Origin of the sequence: Pseudomonas sp. DE0157 (genome assembly GCF_007678615.1) — a bacterium.
Taxonomy (GTDB): Bacteria; Pseudomonadota; Gammaproteobacteria; order Pseudomonadales; family Pseudomonadaceae; genus Aquipseudomonas; species Aquipseudomonas parafulva_B.
The window spans coordinates 49,897-65,348 of sequence record NZ_VEJN01000001.1 but is presented as its reverse complement, the minus strand read 5'-3'; the positions used below and the strand labels follow the sequence as shown (position 1 = coordinate 65,348).

Annotated in this window: 12 protein-coding genes; 10 read left to right on the top strand and 2 right to left on the bottom strand. The window is 61.8% G+C overall.

Annotated elements, in window-relative coordinates; all coding sequences use genetic code 11:
- Positions 1 to 34 precede the first annotated feature (34 nt).
- On the bottom strand, positions 35 to 1,708 hold the full coding sequence (recN, locus tag FS777_RS00280) for a DNA repair protein RecN (protein ID WP_023533129.1): 1,674 nt from the start codon (positions 1,706 to 1,708) through the stop codon (positions 35 to 37).
- A gap of 193 nt (positions 1,709 to 1,901) precedes the next feature.
- Here recN and grpE point away from each other — a divergent pair, with 193 nt between their 5' ends.
- From grpE to FS777_RS00240, 8 genes are all read left to right on the top strand, one after another.
- Positions 1,902 to 2,459 carry a nucleotide exchange factor GrpE gene (gene grpE / locus FS777_RS00275; RefSeq protein ID WP_078477978.1) on the top strand — a complete coding sequence of 186 codons (558 nt, stop codon included), beginning with the start codon at positions 1,902 to 1,904 and terminating at the stop codon, positions 2,457 to 2,459.
- Between the two features lie 101 nt (positions 2,460 to 2,560).
- On the top strand, positions 2,561 to 4,486 hold the full coding sequence (dnaK, locus tag FS777_RS00270) for a molecular chaperone DnaK (protein WP_145253502.1): 1,926 nt from the start codon (positions 2,561 to 2,563) through the stop codon (positions 4,484 to 4,486).
- Between the two features lie 191 nt (positions 4,487 to 4,677).
- Positions 4,678 to 5,802 carry a molecular chaperone DnaJ gene (dnaJ, locus tag FS777_RS00265; RefSeq protein WP_023533145.1) on the top strand — a complete coding sequence of 375 codons (1,125 nt, stop codon included), beginning with the start codon at positions 4,678 to 4,680 and terminating at the stop codon, positions 5,800 to 5,802.
- A 13-nt stretch (positions 5,803 to 5,815) separates the two neighbouring features.
- The gene (gene dapB, locus FS777_RS00260; RefSeq protein WP_058604766.1) at positions 5,816 to 6,619 is read left to right on the top strand and encodes a 4-hydroxy-tetrahydrodipicolinate reductase; all 804 of its coding nucleotides are present in this window, start codon (positions 5,816 to 5,818) and stop codon (positions 6,617 to 6,619) included.
- Between the two features lie 299 nt (positions 6,620 to 6,918).
- On the top strand, positions 6,919 to 8,055 hold the full coding sequence (gene carA, locus FS777_RS00255) for a glutamine-hydrolyzing carbamoyl-phosphate synthase small subunit (RefSeq protein ID WP_058604765.1): 1,137 nt from the start codon (positions 6,919 to 6,921) through the stop codon (positions 8,053 to 8,055).
- Between the two features lie 105 nt (positions 8,056 to 8,160).
- Complete coding sequence (carB, locus tag FS777_RS00250; protein WP_078477979.1) at positions 8,161 to 11,382, top strand: carbamoyl-phosphate synthase large subunit; 3,222 nt, start codon at positions 8,161 to 8,163, stop codon at positions 11,380 to 11,382.
- Positions 11,379 to 11,861 carry a transcription elongation factor GreA gene (gene greA / locus FS777_RS00245; protein WP_178091239.1) on the top strand — a complete coding sequence of 161 codons (483 nt, stop codon included), beginning with the start codon at positions 11,379 to 11,381 and terminating at the stop codon, positions 11,859 to 11,861. Before carB ends, greA begins: the two co-directional genes overlap by 4 nt.
- On the top strand, positions 11,839 to 12,288 hold the full coding sequence (locus FS777_RS00240) for an MFS transporter (protein ID WP_081322853.1): 450 nt from the start codon (positions 11,839 to 11,841) through the stop codon (positions 12,286 to 12,288). The genes greA and FS777_RS00240 overlap by 23 nt, the downstream gene beginning before the upstream one ends.
- Positions 12,289 to 12,300: 12 nt before the next feature.
- Here FS777_RS00240 and yhbY read toward each other — a convergent pair whose 3' ends face one another.
- Positions 12,301 to 12,609: a ribosome assembly RNA-binding protein YhbY gene (gene yhbY / locus FS777_RS00235; RefSeq protein WP_023533185.1), complete on the bottom strand. Its 309-nt coding sequence runs from the start codon at positions 12,607 to 12,609 to the stop codon at positions 12,301 to 12,303.
- 102 nt (positions 12,610 to 12,711) lie between these two features.
- On the opposite strand from yhbY, the gene rlmE reads away from it, so the two are divergent.
- Together rlmE and ftsH are read left to right on the top strand one after the other, a co-directional pair.
- Positions 12,712 to 13,338, top strand: coding sequence for a 23S rRNA (uridine(2552)-2'-O)-methyltransferase RlmE (gene rlmE / locus FS777_RS00230; RefSeq protein WP_027915415.1), 627 nt, complete (start codon positions 12,712 to 12,714; stop codon positions 13,336 to 13,338).
- Positions 13,339 to 13,541: 203 nt separating this feature from the next.
- A complete protein-coding gene (gene ftsH, locus FS777_RS00225) occupies positions 13,542 to 15,446 on the top strand; it encodes an ATP-dependent zinc metalloprotease FtsH (RefSeq protein ID WP_058604763.1) in 1,905 nt (634 codons plus the stop codon).
- Positions 15,447 to 15,452: the final 6 nt, after the last annotated feature.

Below are 15,452 nucleotides of genomic sequence, written 5' to 3'. Positions count from 1 at the left end.
GGTGACCGTTATTCCGGCCCTGTGCCGAAGTGCCTCAGGCCTTGCCGCTGACCACCATCTTGCGCGCATGGGCCAGCGATTCCTTGGTCAGGTCGATGCCACCCAGCATGCGCGCCACTTCTTCGACCCGCTCGCGTTTGCCAAGGCTGGCCACGGCCGTGTGCGTGGTATCGCTCTCGCGGACCTTGTGCACGAACAGGTGGTGATGCCCTTGGGCGGCTACCTGAGGCAGGTGGGTGACGGTCAGCACCTGGCCGCGTTCGCCCAGGCGACGCAACAGCTGGCCCACGATTTCCGCCGTAGGCCCGCCGATACCCACGTCCACTTCGTCGAATACCAGGGTAGGGATGCGCGACGTCTGTGCCGTAATGACCTGGATCGCCAGGCTGATCCGGGACAGTTCGCCGCCCGAGGCGACTTTGGACAGCGCCTTGAGAGGCTGGCCGGGGTTGGCGCTGACCAGCAATTCGATCTGCTCCAGCCCATTGGGTGATAGGTCGGCCGTGTCATTGGGCGTGAGCTGAATGCAGAAGCGGCCACCGGGCATGCCCAGGCGCTGGATTTCCTGCTCGACCGCCTCTGCCAGTTGCTTGGCGGCATGCTGACGCAACCCGCTCAGTTCGCGGGCCTTCTCTTTATAGTGCTGAGCGAATGCAGCCATTTCTTCGCCCAGGCGCTCCAGGGATTCATCGCTGGCGTTGAGCCCTTCGAGCTCCTCCATCAACTGCTGCTGCAGGTGCGGTAGCTCCGTGGGGTGCACCCGGTGTTTGCGCGCCAGGGTGTAGATAGTGTCGAGGCGCTCTTCCAGGGCCTGGAGGCGCATGGGGTCGGCATCGAAATTGTCGAGGAAGCGGTTGAGTTCGCCCACGGCTTCTTCCACCTGAATCTGCGCGCTGGCAATCAGGTTGGCCGCTTCCGACAGTGCCTTGGGGGCGTTGCTGGCAGCGCCCAGCCGGTTGAGGCTGGAGGTGAGCGCGCCAAGCACATTGCCCGAATCGCTTTCACTGCACTGGTCGATGACCTGGCGGCAAATGCCGAACAGGGCCTCGGCGCTGGTGAGGTTCTTGTGCTCCTGCTCCAGGTGCTCCAGTTCGTTTTCGCCCAGGCCCAGGTTGTCCAGCTCTTCGAGCTGGTAGCTGAGCAGTTGGTGGCGGGCACGCTGTTCGTCGCCGGAATTGGACAGGCGCTCCAGTTCGAGCCGGGTCTGGTTCCAGCGCTTGGCCGCCATCTGCACTTGCCGGGCCAGGTCGATGGCCCCGGCGTATTCGTCGAGCAGACGCCGGTGGGTATCGGCCTTGAGCAGGGACTGGTGCTCGTGCTGGCTGTGGATGTCGATCAGCAGCTCGCCCAGGGCCTTGAGGTCCCCAAGGGGGCAGGGTGTACCGTTGATATAGCCACGGCTGCGGCCTTCGGCAGTGATGACACGCCGCAGGATGCACAGTCCATCGCTGGCCAGGTCACGTTCGGCGAGCCAAGTGTGGGCCTCGGGGATGTCGACCAGGTCGAACGTGGCGAGGATGTCGGCCTTGTCGGTGCCGGGGCGTACCACGCCGCTGTCGGCGCGGTCGCCCAGGGCCAAGCCCAGGGCATCGAGCATGATCGACTTGCCCGCACCTGTCTCGCCCGTGATCACGGACATGCCGCGGGCGATTTCCAGGTCGAGGTGTTCGACGATGGCGTAGTTGTGAATGGACAGGTGCACCAGCATGAGGGCGACTCCAGAAAGTCATGTCTGGTTATTTATACAGTAGTTTTTTCCAGCCTGCCAATGCCCTTTTGGTGCAAACGCTTCAAGGCGTAAAAACCAGGCTGCCCCTTGAAGCTGTATTTTCCGGCCCCATATACGCCACATCACCGGCGAGCCTGGCTCGCAGTCCACCAAATTGCGCAGGAGATATCCCATGGCTGATGAGCAGCTGAACGAGAAAGACCTCAACGTCGAGCAAACCGGTGCCGACAACGCAGCTGATGCCCGCGTGCTGGAACTCGAAGAACAGCTGGCCGCGGCCAAGGACCAGTCACTGCGTACCGTGGCCGAACTGCAGAACATTCGCCGGCGTGCCGAGCAGGATGTGGAAAAGGCGCACAAGTTCGCCTTGGAGAAGTTCTCCACCGACCTGCTGCCTGTGATCGACAGCCTGGAACTGGCCCTGACTCACTCCAGCGCCCAGGACGAACACGTCAAGCAGATCCGCGAGGGCGTCGAGCTGACCCTGAAGATGTTCCAGGACACCCTCAAGCGCTACAACCTCGAAGCCATCGATCCGCATGGTCAGCCGTTCAACCCTGAGCACCACCAGGCCATGGCCATGCAGGAAAACGCCGAGGTCGAACCCAACAGCGTACTGAACGTGTTCCAGAAGGGCTACCTGCTCAATGGCCGCCTGCTGCGCCCCGCCATGGTGGTGGTCAGCAAGGCGCCGAGCGCAGCGCAACCTTCTATCGATGAAAAGGCTTGAAATCCTTTCGGGCATCCCCATCTAGGTGTCAAGCCTTCAAGTATTACCGCAGTTGGCCGCAGTAGCCGCTGCTACCTCATTCAAGTTTCGGGAGAGTTAACATGGGCAAGATCATCGGTATCGACCTGGGGACCACCAACTCGTGCGTCTCCGTGCTGGAAAACGGTAACGTCAAGGTCATCGAGAACGTCGAGGGTGCGCGTACCACCCCATCGATCGTGGCATACGCCAACGATGGTGAAATCCTGGTCGGCCAGTCGGCCAAGCGCCAGGCCGTGACCAACCCGCACAACACCCTGTTCGCAGTCAAGCGCCTGATCGGCCGCCGCTTCGAAGAAGACGTCGTACAGAAAGACATCAAGCTGGTGCCTTACAAGATCGTCAAGGCCAGCAACGGCGACGCCTGGGTCCAGGCCAGCGGCAAGGACATGGCGCCACCGCAGATCAGCGCCGAAGTTCTGAAGAAAATGAAGAAGACCGCCGAAGACTACCTCGGCGAGCCTGTGACCGAAGCGGTCATCACCGTACCGGCCTACTTCAACGACAGCCAGCGTCAGGCCACCAAGGACGCCGGCCGCATCGCCGGTCTGGACGTCAAGCGCATCATCAACGAGCCGACCGCCGCTGCACTGGCCTACGGCATGGACAAGGCCAAGGGCGACCACACCGTGATCGTCTATGACCTGGGTGGTGGTACCTTCGACGTTTCGGTCATCGAAATTGCCGAAGTCGACGGCGAGCACCAGTTTGAAGTACTGGCCACCAACGGCGACACCTTCCTGGGTGGCGAAGACTTCGACATGCGCCTGATCGACTACCTCGTCGACGAGTTCAAGAAAGAGTCCGGCATGGACCTGAAGAACGATCCACTGGCCCTGCAGCGCCTGAAGGAAGCTGCTGAAAAGGCCAAGATCGAGCTCTCTTCGGCCCAGTCGACCGACGTCAACCTGCCGTACATCACTGCAGATGCAACCGGTCCGAAGCACCTGAACGTGAAGATTTCCCGCGCCAAGCTGGAATCGCTGGTCGAGGACCTGGTCAGCCGCACCATCGAGCCTTGCCGCATCGCGCTCAAGGACGCCGGTATCGACGCCAGCAAGATCGACGACGTGATCTTGGTCGGCGGTCAGACCCGTATGCCGCTGGTTCAGAAAGCCGTTGCCGACTTCTTCGGCAAGGAAGCGCGCAAGGACGTGAACCCGGACGAAGCCGTCGCCATGGGTGCTGCCATCCAGGGCGCAGTCTTGGCCGGTGACGTGAAGGACGTCCTGCTGCTGGACGTCAGCCCGCTGACCCTCGGTATCGAAACCATGGGCGGCGTGATGACTTCGCTGATCGAGAAGAACACCACCATCCCGACCAAGAAGTCGCAGGTGTTCTCGACTGCTGACGACAACCAGGGCGCCGTGACCATTCACGTGCTGCAAGGCGAGCGCAAGCAGGCGGCACAGAACAAGTCGCTGGGCAAGTTCGACCTGGCTGACATTCCGCCAGCGCCGCGTGGCGTGCCGCAGATCGAAGTGACCTTCGACATCGACGCCAACGGCATCCTGCACGTCAGCGCCAAAGACAAGGCCACCGGCAAGTCGCAGTCCATCGTCATCAAGGCCAACTCCGGCCTGTCGGACGACGAAATCGAGCGCATGGTGCGTGACGCCGAAGCCAATGCCGAGGAAGACCGCAAGTTCGAAGAACTGGCCGCTGCCCGTAACCAGGGTGATGCACTGGTTCACTCGACCCGCAAGATGGTCGCTGACGCGGGTGACAAGGTCACCGCTGAAGAGAAGACTGCCATCGAAGCGGCCGTGGTTGCCCTGGAAACCGCCGTCAAAGGCGACGACAAGGCTGCCATCGACGCCAAGGTCGAAGAGCTGTCCAAGGTCTCTGCACCGGTTGCCCAGAAAATGTACGCCGAGCAGTCGGCCGAACAGCCTCAGGGCGGCGCGCAGCAGGCCGAGCCGGAAGCCAAGCAAGACGACGTGGTGGACGCCGAGTTCGAAGAAGTGAAAGACAACAACAAGCAGTAAGTCCTGCAAGTTGTCGGCCAGTGCACCGCCGTTTGGCGGTGGACTGGTAGGATGTCGCCGCGCGGGGGCTTGCTCCCGCGTTGACGTATCTGGAATTCGAGAATTTTTGCAGCATTTGTCAGCCCCCCGTGGGGAGCAGATGCTGACGGCGCGGCGCAGATGCCGGACGCCCAACAAGGTGCAAATGACCTATGTCCAAGCGTGATTATTATGAGGTCCTGGGTGTCGAGCGCGGCGCCACGGATGCTGACCTCAAGAAGGCCTATCGCCGATTGGCGATGAAGTACCACCCCGACCGCAACCCGGGTGATAAAGAGTCCGAAGACAAATTCAAGGAAGCCAACGAGGCGTACGAGGTCCTGTCGGATGCCAGCAAGCGCGCGGCGTTCGATCAATATGGCCATGCCGGCGTCGATCCGAGCATGGGTGGCGGCGGGGCCGGTTTCGGGGGCGCTAACTTCTCCGACATCTTCGGTGATGTGTTCAGCGACTTCTTCGGTGGTGGCCGGGGTGGCGGACGCGGCGGCGCTCAGCGCGGCAGCGACCTGCGTTACACCCTGGAGTTGAACCTGGAAGAAGCCGTGCGCGGCACCACGGTCAGCATTCGCGTGCCGACGCTGGTCAACTGCCAGCCGTGCGATGGCAGCGGTGCGAAGAAAGGTTCCACCCCGTCGACCTGCCCCACTTGCGGTGGTATCGGCCAAGTACGCATGCAGCAGGGCTTCTTCTCGGTGCAGCAGACCTGCCCGCGCTGCCATGGCCAGGGCAAGATCATCACCGACCCTTGCGGGGCCTGCCATGGCGAAGGCCGGGTCGAGGAATACAAGACCCTGTCGGTCAAGGTGCCAGCAGGTGTCGACACCGGTGATCGCATTCGCCTGTCGGGCGAGGGTGAAGCCGGCGCGCACGGTGGGCCGACCGGCGACCTGTACGTGGTGATCAACGTGCGCGAGCACGAGATCTTCCAGCGTGATGGCAAGCACCTGTACTGCGAAGTGCCGATCAGCTTCACCGACGCTGCGCTGGGTGGCGAACTCGAAGTGCCAACCCTCGATGGTCGGGTCAAGCTGCGCATCCCCGAAGGCACCCAGACCGGTAAGCAGTTCCGCCTGCGTGGCAAGGGCGTGGCGCCTGTGCGCGGTGGTGGTGCGGGTGATTTGCTGTGCCGCGTGGCGGTGGAAACGCCGGTCAACCTCAGCCGTCGTCAGCGCGAACTGCTCGAAGAGCTGCGTGATTCGCTCGAAGGCGACAGCTCCCATTCGCCCAAGGCCAGTGGCTGGTTCGATGGCGTGAAGCGCTTCTTCGGCGATCTCTGACAAGGAAAAGGCTATGCGACGTATTGCAGTGATGGGCGCGGCAGGGCGAATGGGCAAGACCCTCGTCGAAGCCGTGCAGCAAACCGCAGGTGCCGGCCTGACGGCTGCCATCGACCGCCCGGACAGCACGCTGGTGGGTGCGGACGCAGGCGAGTTGGCCGCCCTGGGGCGCATTGGCGTGCTGTTGTCCGACGACCTGGTCAAGGTTGCCGATGACTTCGACGTGCTGATCGACTTCACCCATCCATCGGTCACCCTGAAGAACCTGGCGTTCTGCCGTAAGCATGGCAAGGCCATGGTCATCGGCACCACCGGGTTCACCGTGGAAGAAAAGCACCTGCTGGCCGAGGCGGGCAAGGACATTCCGATTGTGTTCGCGGCCAACTTCAGTGTGGGGGTCAACCTCAGCCTCAAGCTGCTGGACATCGCGGCGCGTGTGCTGGGCGACGACGTCGATATCGAGATCATCGAGGCGCACCACCGCCATAAAGTCGATGCGCCTTCGGGCACCGCGCTGCGCATGGGCGAAGTGGTGGCCAATGCGCTGGGGCGCGACCTGCAGGAAGTGGCGGTGTATGGCCGCGAAGGGCAGACCGGTGCACGTGATCGCAAGACCATTGGCTTTGCCACGGTGCGCGCCGGTGACGTGGTCGGTGATCACACGGTGCTGTTTGCTGCCGAAGGCGAGCGCCTGGAGATCACCCACAAGGCCTCCAGCCGCATGACGTTCGCCAAGGGTGCCGTGCGAGCGGCCTTGTGGCTGGACGGGCGCGAGCCTGGCCTGTACGACATGCAGGATGTGCTCGAGCTGCACTGAGCCCTCGGCCCAGACCAGAGCAACCTGCCGCCGATGATACGCACCCAGGCGTGTCTGGGCGGTGGGGCCCACCTCTAGCAAGTGGCTCTGGTAGCGGTCTGTCGCATTCATGTGTTTAAAAGGCACATATGCGGTAGACCGAAAACGCACTTTTCTGTAAGCTACAGCTTTAGTGTGTCCACTAAAAGCGCGCAGCGAATTGAATTCAGCACATAAAAGCGGGGTGACGTGTCCATACGTCACTCCGCTTTTTTGCAACCTGCGATCGCCCTTTCATGCTTGATTTTCGGGAGGTCTTCTTGACAAAGCCAGCCATACTCGCCCTTGCCGACGGCAGTATTTTCCGCGGTGAGGCAATCGGTGCCGACGGCCAGACCGTTGGTGAAGTGGTATTCAACACCGCTATGACCGGCTACCAGGAAATCCTTACAGACCCTTCCTACGCGCAGCAAATCGTGACTCTGACCTACCCGCACATCGGCAACACCGGCACCACGCCAGAAGACGCAGAATCCAACCGCGTCTGGTCGGCCGGCCTGGTCATTCGCGATCTGCCGCTGCTGGCCAGCAACTGGCGTAACACCCAGTCGCTGCCCGAGTACCTCAAGGCCAACAACGTGGTGGCCATTGCGGGCATCGACACCCGTCGCCTGACTCGAATCCTGCGTGAAAAGGGCGCTCAGAACGGCTGCATCCTGGCCGGTGACGACATCAGCGAAGAAGCCGCAATCGCCGCTGCGCGCGGCTTCCCAGGCCTCAAGGGCATGGACCTGGCCAAGGTGGTTTCCACCAAGGAGCGCTACGAATGGCGTTCCAGCGTGTGGGAGCTCAAGACCGATAGCCACCCCACCCGCGAAGTTGCCGACCTGCCTTATCACGTGGTGGCGTTCGACTACGGCGTCAAGCTGAACATCCTGCGCATGCTGGTCGCCCGTGGCTGCCGCGTCACCGTGGTGCCGGCCCAGACGCCCGCCAGCGAAGTGCTGGCCCTCAACCCGGACGGTGTGTTCCTGTCCAACGGCCCGGGCGACCCCGAGCCCTGTGACTACGCCATCCAGGCGATCAAGGAAATCCTGGAAACCGACATCCCGGTCTTCGGCATCTGCCTGGGTCACCAGCTGCTGGCCCTGGCCTCCGGCGCCAAGACCGTGAAGATGGGCCACGGCCACCACGGTGCCAACCACCCGGTGCAGGACCTCGATACCGGTGTGGTCATGATCACCAGCCAGAACCACGGCTTTGCGGTGGACGAAGCGACCTTGCCTGGCAACGTGCGCGCCATTCACAAGTCGCTGTTCGACGGTACCCTGCAGGGTATCGAGCGCACCGACAAGAGCGCGTTCAGCTTCCAGGGCCACCCTGAAGCGAGCCCAGGCCCGACCGACGTCGCGCCACTGTTCGATCGTTTCACCGATGCCATGGCCAAGCGCCGCTGAGTCTCCTGCTTCAAGGCCCCGGGCTGGCATGTGCCATGCCCGGATGCGCCTGACCCAGATTGTTCAACGCGGCTTGCCGACTGACCCCGGATTTGAGTGACAACCATGCCAAAACGTACAGACATCAAAAGCATCCTGATTCTCGGCGCTGGCCCGATCGTGATCGGCCAGGCCTGCGAATTCGACTACTCCGGCGCCCAGGCTTGCAAAGCCCTGCGCGAGGAGGGGTTCCGCGTCATCCTGGTGAACTCCAACCCAGCCACCATCATGACCGACCCGGCCATGGCCGACGCCACCTACATCGAGCCGATCAAATGGCAGTCGGTGGCCAAGATCATCGAGAAAGAGCGCCCTGACGCTGTCCTGCCGACCATGGGTGGCCAGACTGCCCTGAACTGCGCCCTGGACCTTGAGCGCCACGGCGTTCTGGAGAAGTTCGGCGTGGAAATGATCGGCGCCAATGCCGACACCATCGACAAGGCCGAAGACCGCTCGCGCTTCGACAAGGCCATGAAGGACATCGGCCTGGAGTGCCCGCGCTCCGGTATCGCCCACAGCATGGAAGAGGCCAACGCGGTGCTCGAGAAGCTTGGCTTCCCTTGCATCATCCGTCCGTCGTTCACCATGGGCGGCACTGGCGGCGGCATCGCCTACAACCGCGAAGAATTCGAAGAAATCTGCACCCGTGGCCTGGACCTGTCGCCGACCAAGGAACTGCTGATCGACGAATCGCTGATCGGTTGGAAGGAATACGAGATGGAGGTGGTCCGCGACAAGAAGGACAACTGCATCATCGTCTGCTCCATCGAGAACTTCGACCCGATGGGCGTGCACACCGGCGACTCGATCACCGTCGCGCCGGCGCAGACCCTGACCGATAAGGAATACCAGATCATGCGCAACGCCTCCCTGGCGGTGCTGCGTGAAATCGGCGTCGAGACCGGCGGTTCCAACGTGCAGTTCGGCATTTGCCCGAATACCGGTCGTATGGTCGTCATCGAGATGAACCCGCGGGTGTCGCGCTCCTCGGCATTGGCTTCGAAAGCCACCGGCTTCCCGATCGCCAAGATCGCCGCCAAGCTGGCCATCGGCTACACCCTGGACGAGCTGCAGAACGACATCACCGGTGGCCGCACGCCGGCTTCCTTCGAGCCGTCGATCGACTACGTGGTGACCAAGTTGCCACGCTTTGCCTTCGAGAAATTCCCGAAGGCCGATGCTCGCCTGACGACCCAGATGAAATCTGTCGGTGAAGTCATGGCCATCGGCCGTACCTTCCAGGAATCCTTGCAGAAAGCCCTGCGCGGCCTGGAAGTCGGCGCCTGCGGCCTCGACCCGAAAGTCGACCTGGCCAGCCCCGAGGCTGCCAGTATCCTCAAGCGCGAGCTGACCGTGCCGGGCGCCGAGCGTATCTGGTATGTGGCCGACGCCATGCGTTCGGGCATGACCTGCGAGCAGATCTTCGACCTGACCGGTATCGACATGTGGTTCCTGGTGCAGATGGAAGACCTGATCAAGGAGGAAGAGAAGGTCAAGACCCTGGCCCTCACCGCGATCGACAAGGACTGCATGCTGCGCCTCAAGCGCAAGGGCTTCTCGGACCAGCGTCTGGCCAAGCTGCTCGGCATCACCGACAAGACCCTGCGCCGTCACCGCCACAAGCTGGAAGTGTTCCCGGTGTACAAGCGCGTCGACACCTGCGCCGCCGAGTTCGCCACCGATACCGCCTACCTGTATTCCACCTACGAGGAGGAATGCGAGGCGAATCCGTCGAGCCGCGACAAGATCATGATCCTCGGCGGTGGTCCTAACCGCATTGGCCAGGGCATCGAGTTCGACTACTGCTGCGTGCACGCCGCCTTGGCGCTGCGTGACGACGGTTACGAGACCATCATGGTCAACTGCAACCCGGAAACCGTGTCTACCGACTACGACACTTCCGACCGCCTGTACTTCGAGCCGCTGACCCTGGAAGACGTGCTGGAAGTCTGCCGCGTCGAGAAGCCCAAGGGCGTGATCGTGCACTACGGCGGCCAGACCCCGCTCAAGCTTGCCCGCGCCCTGGAAGAAGCCGGCGTGCCGATCATCGGCACCAGCCCCGACGCCATCGACCGTGCCGAAGACCGTGAGCGCTTCCAGCAGATGGTGCAGCGCCTGAACCTGCTACAGCCGCCAAATGCCACCGTGCGCAGCGAAGAAGAGGCCATCAGCGCCGCCGGCACCATCGGTTACCCGCTGGTCGTGCGTCCGTCCTACGTCCTGGGTGGTCGCGCCATGGAGATCGTCTACGAGCTGGACGAGCTCAAGCGCTACCTGCGCGAAGCCGTGCAGGTGTCCAACGACAGCCCGGTGCTGCTGGACCACTTCCTCAACTGCGCCATCGAGATGGACGTGGATGCGGTCTGCGACGGTACCGATGTGGTCATCGGCGCGATCATGCAGCACATCGAGCAGGCTGGCGTTCACTCCGGTGACTCGGCATGCTCGCTGCCACCTTACTCGCTGAGCAAGGAGGTGCAGGATGAAGTGCGTGTGCAGGTCAAGAAAATGGCCCTGGAGCTGGGCGTGGTTGGCCTGATGAACGTGCAGCTGGCCCTGCAGGGCGACAAGATCTACGTGATCGAAGTCAACCCGCGCGCCTCGCGTACCGTACCGTTCGTGTCCAAGTGCATCGGCACGTCGCTGGCCATGATCGCCGCTCGTGTCATGGCAGGCAAAACCCTGAAGGAGCTGGGCTTCACTCAGGAAATCATCCCGAACTTCTATAGCGTGAAGGAAGCCGTCTTCCCATTCGCCAAGTTCCCAGGGGTTGACCCGATCCTCGGCCCTGAGATGAAATCGACCGGTGAAGTGATGGGTGTCGGTGACAGCTTCGGTGAAGCCTTCGCCAAGGCCCAGATGGGTGCCAGCGAAGTGCTGCCGACCGGTGGTACCGCGTTCATCAGCGTGCGTGACGACGACAAGCCGCAAGTGGCCGGAGTCGCCCGCGACCTGATCACCCTGGGCTTCGAAGTGGTGGCAACCGCAGGTACCGCCAAGGTCATCGAGGCGGCGGGCTTGAAGGTGCGCCGCGTGAACAAGGTGACCGAAGGCCGTCCTCACGTGGTCGACATGATCAAGAACGACGAAGTGTCGCTGATCATCAACACCACCGAAGGCCGTCAGTCGATCGCCGATTCCTACTCGATTCGCCGCAATGCGCTGCAGCACAAGATCTACTGCACCACGACCATTGCGGCCGGTGAAGCCATCTGCGAGGCGCTGAAATTCGGTCCGGAAAAAACCGTTCGCCGCCTGCAGGATCTGCACGCAGGACTCAAAGCATGAGCATGACCAAATACCCGATGACCGTTCAGGGCGCTCGCGCCCTGGAAGAAGAACTGCTCTTTCTGAGCAAGACCGAGCGCCCGCGCCTGAGCCAAGCCATCGGTGAAGCGCGTGAGCTGGGCGACTTGAAGGAGAACGCCGAATACCATGCCGCCCGCGAAGAGCAGGGCATGGTCGAGGCACGTATCCGCGATATCGAAGGCCGTTTGCAGAACTCGGTCGTGATCGACGTGACCACCATTGCCCATACGGGCAAGGTCATCTTCGGCACAACCGTCGATCTGGAAAACACCGAAACGGGTGATCAGGTCACTTATCAGATCGTTGGCGAAGATGAAGCCGACGTGAAGAAAGGCAAGCTGTCCAACAGTGCGCCGATCGCTCGCGCCATCATTGGCAAGGAAGAGGGTGACACCGTTGTCGTCAAGACGCCAAACGGTACGGTCGAGTACGAGATTGTCGAAGTCAAGCACATCTGACCGGCGCCTGCGGGCGCCTTCCCTTGAGGGGATCCTCTGGCAACTGGCCCAGGTATTCTGGGTCGGTGGCCTGTGGGTGTTCCACGTGGGGTTGGTGCCTGCTTTGAAAGTCAGCGGCCTTGCGCCGTTACTGGTTCAAGACATTGCCGGGCAGATCGATCGTTGGTTGATCGGCGTGGCACTGCTCGGCTTGATCACCCAGCTGGCGGTATTGGCAAAGGTGGAAGGCCTGGCTGCCTGGTGGCGCCAGTTCCGTGGCCAGATGCTGTTGCTGGGCCTTGGGGCCTGCATCGGCTATTACACCTTGCGCTACGGAATCTCCGTGGGCGAGCGCTGGCAGATGTTCTGTTTCCTGGTGCTGGGCTTCTCCGGCATCGTGCTGGTAGCCCAGCCCGTCCCGCTCAGGGCGCGTCACGCGCGCCACTGAGCGGCGCCGCCGTTACTTGTAACGGTGGACGTTGGACAGCTGCTTGTTCGGCTGAGGGTTCTTGCGGTAGATCAGTGCTTTCTTGCCGATGGTCTGCACCAGCTCGGCGCGGCCGGCCTTGCACAGCGCGGCGATGGTTTCGGCACGCTCTTCGCGGTCTTCGGAGCGAATTTCGACCTTGATCAGCTCGTGGTCGGCCAATGCGCGTTCCAATTCGGCGACGACGCCTTCATTCAAACCGTTGCCAGCAACGATCAGGACCGGCTTGAGGTCATGACCAATGGACTTGTATTGCTTCTTCTGCTCGTTATTGAGCGGCATAATCTGACCCTTTCCGTCTGATTCTGTAAAATTGACCGGCATTTTACCCGAGGGCCACCGGCTCCGCCCAGTCAATCACCACGCATATCATCGAGGTGCCCCGTGGTACAACGTTCCAAAAGCAGCGCAAACTGGCTGCGAGAGCATTTCAACGACCCTTTCGTCAAACAGGCGCAGAAGGACGGCTACCGCTCGCGGGCAAGCTACAAGCTGCTTGAGATCCAGGAGAAGGACCGTCTGATCCGTCCTGGCATGAGTGTCATCGACCTGGGTGCAGCGCCGGGCGGCTGGTCCCAGGTGACCAGTCGTCTGATTGGCGGTCAGGGTCGACTGATCGCCTCGGACATCTTGGAGATGGACTCCATCCCCGATGTCACCTTCATCCAAGGGGACTTCACCCAGGACGAGGTGCTGCGGCAAATTCTCGAAGCCGTCGGCGATTCACACGTAGACCTTGTGATTTCGGACATGGCCCCCAATATGAGTGGTACGCCCGCGGTCGACATACCGCGAGCCATGTTCCTTTGCGAGCTGGCCCTGGATTTGGCAACCCGCGTGCTGCGGCCCGGCGGTGATTTTTTGATCAAGATCTTCCAGGGTGAAGGTTTCGATGTGTACCTCAAGGACGTGCGAACCAAGTTCGACAAGGTACAGATGCGCAAACCGTCTTCATCGCGGGACCGCTCCCGCGAGCAGTACCTGCTTGGCAAGGGGTTCAAAGGCGCGTGAACGGTACGAAGCGCAGCGGCCGATAGTTAATTCCAATCGGTCACGGCGTCAGGATCGTCCGAACTTCGTGTAGTCTGGATTTCACAAAGGGTTACAGACGGTGCCTGCGGTTGCGTGGGCAATGTAGTAAGTTAGGGCGATGAATATCATGCGAGGCACGGCTGCGTCGTGCGCCGGCCTCAGAGGGTAGCGAATTGAACGACATGGCAAAGAATCTGATCCTGTGGTTGATCATCGCAGCTGTCCTGGTGACGGTGATGAACAACTTCTCCAGCCCTAACGAGCCGCAGACCCTCAATTACTCCGACTTCATCCAGCAGGTCAAGGATGGCAAGGTCGAGCGAGTGACCGTCGACGGTTACATCATCACCGGCAAGCGCTCCGACGGCGATAGCTTCAAGACCGTGCGCCCGGCGATCACCGACAATGGCCTGATCGGCGACCTGGTGGACAACCACGTGACCGTCGAAGGCAAGCAGCCCGAGCAACAGAGCATCTGGACCCAGTTGCTGGTCGCCAGCTTCCCGATCCTGGTGATCATCGCCGTGTTCATGTTCTTCATGCGCCAGATGCAAGGCGGGGCGGGCGGCAAGGGTGGCCCCATGAGCTTTGGCAAGAGCAAGGCGCGCCTGCTCTCCGAAGATCAGGTCAAGACCACCCTGGCTGACGTCGCCGGCTGCGACGAGGCCAAGGAAGAAGTAGGCGAGCTGGTCGAGTTCCTGCGCGACCCGGGCAAGTTCCAGCGCCTGGGTGGCCGCATTCCCCGCGGTGTGCTGATGGTCGGCCCTCCCGGTACCGGTAAGACCCTGCTGGCCAAGGCCATTGCAGGTGAGGCCAAGGTGCCGTTCTTCACCATTTCCGGTTCGGACTTCGTGGAAATGTTCGTCGGTGTCGGTGCCAGCCGTGTGCGCGACATGTTCGAACAGGCCAAGAAGCACGCCCCGTGCATCATCTTCATCGACGAGATCGACGCCGTCGGCCGCCACCGTGGTGCTGGCATGGGCGGGGGCCACGACGAGCGTGAGCAGACCCTCAACCAGTTGCTGGTAGAGATGGACGGCTTCGAGATGAACGATGGCATCATCGTCATTGCCGCGACTAACCGCCCTGACGTGCTCGACCCCGCGCTGCTGCGTCCCGGGCGCTTCGACCGTCAGGTTGTTGTAGGCCTGCCGGACATCCGTGGTCGTGAGCAGATCCTCAAGGTGCACATGCGCAAGGCGCCGATTGGCGACAACGTCAACCCGGCCGTCATTGCCCGTGGTACGCCTGGCTTCTCCGGTGCCGACCTTGCCAACCTGGTCAACGAAGCCGCTCTGTTTGCCGCCCGCTCCAACAAGCGCCTGGTCGACATGAAGGAGTTCGAGCTGGCCAAGGACAAGATCATGATGGGCGCCGAGCGCAAAACCATGGTCATGTCCGAGAAGGAAAAACAGAACACCGCCTACCACGAAGCCGGCCATGCGATCGTAGGTCGCCTGGTGCCTGAGCACGATCCGGTCTACAAGGTGTCGATCATCCCGCGGGGTCGTGCGCTGGGTGTGACCATGTTCCTGCCCGAAGAAGATCGCTACAGCCTGTCCAAGCGTGCGCTGATCAGCCAGATCTGCTCCCTGTACGGCGGTCGTATCGCCGAGGAGATGACCCTGGGCTTCGACGGCGTCACCACCGGCGCTTCCAACGACATCATGCGTGCCAGCCAGATTGCGCGAAACATGGTCACCAAGTGGGGCTTGTCCGAGAAGCTGGGCCCGCTGATGTATGCCGAGGAAGACGGCGAAGTGTTCCTGGGTCGTAGCGCAGGTGGCCAGCAGACCAGCGTCTCCGGTGAGACGGCCAAGCTGATCGACTCCGAAGTGCGCAGCATCATCGACCAGTGCTACGCGACCGCCAAGCAGCTGTTGACCGAAAACCGCGACAAGCTCGATGCGATGGCCGAGGCCTTGATGAAGTACGAAACCATCGACGCCGAGCAGATCGACGATATCATGGCGGGCCGTACGCCTCGCGAACCTCGCGATTGGGATGATGATTCGGCTTCCGGTACACCGGCTGCCCAGGGTGATCGCCCGGAATCGCCAATCGGTGGTCCAGCGGCTCAACACTAAGGGCAT

Bases quoted from the DNA above. Each gene is read 5' to 3' on its own strand.
- recN (WP_023533129.1), bottom strand. From the start codon at position 1,708: ATGCTGGTGCACCTGTCCATTCACAACTACGCCATCGTCGAACACCTC.
- dapB (WP_058604766.1), top strand. From the start codon at position 5,816: ATGCGACGTATTGCAGTGATGGGCGCGGCAGGGCGAATGGGCAAGACC.
- dnaK (WP_145253502.1), top strand. From the start codon at position 2,561: ATGGGCAAGATCATCGGTATCGACCTGGGGACCACCAACTCGTGCGTC.
- carB (WP_078477979.1), top strand. From the start codon at position 8,161: ATGCCAAAACGTACAGACATCAAAAGCATCCTGATTCTCGGCGCTGGC.
- greA (WP_178091239.1), top strand. From the start codon at position 11,379: ATGAGCATGACCAAATACCCGATGACCGTTCAGGGCGCTCGCGCCCTG.
- yhbY (WP_023533185.1), bottom strand. From the start codon at position 12,609: ATGCCGCTCAATAACGAGCAGAAGAAGCAATACAAGTCCATTGGTCAT.
- grpE (WP_078477978.1), top strand. From the start codon at position 1,902: ATGGCTGATGAGCAGCTGAACGAGAAAGACCTCAACGTCGAGCAAACC.
- ftsH (WP_058604763.1), top strand. From the start codon at position 13,542: ATGGCAAAGAATCTGATCCTGTGGTTGATCATCGCAGCTGTCCTGGTG.
- dnaJ (WP_023533145.1), top strand. From the start codon at position 4,678: ATGTCCAAGCGTGATTATTATGAGGTCCTGGGTGTCGAGCGCGGCGCC.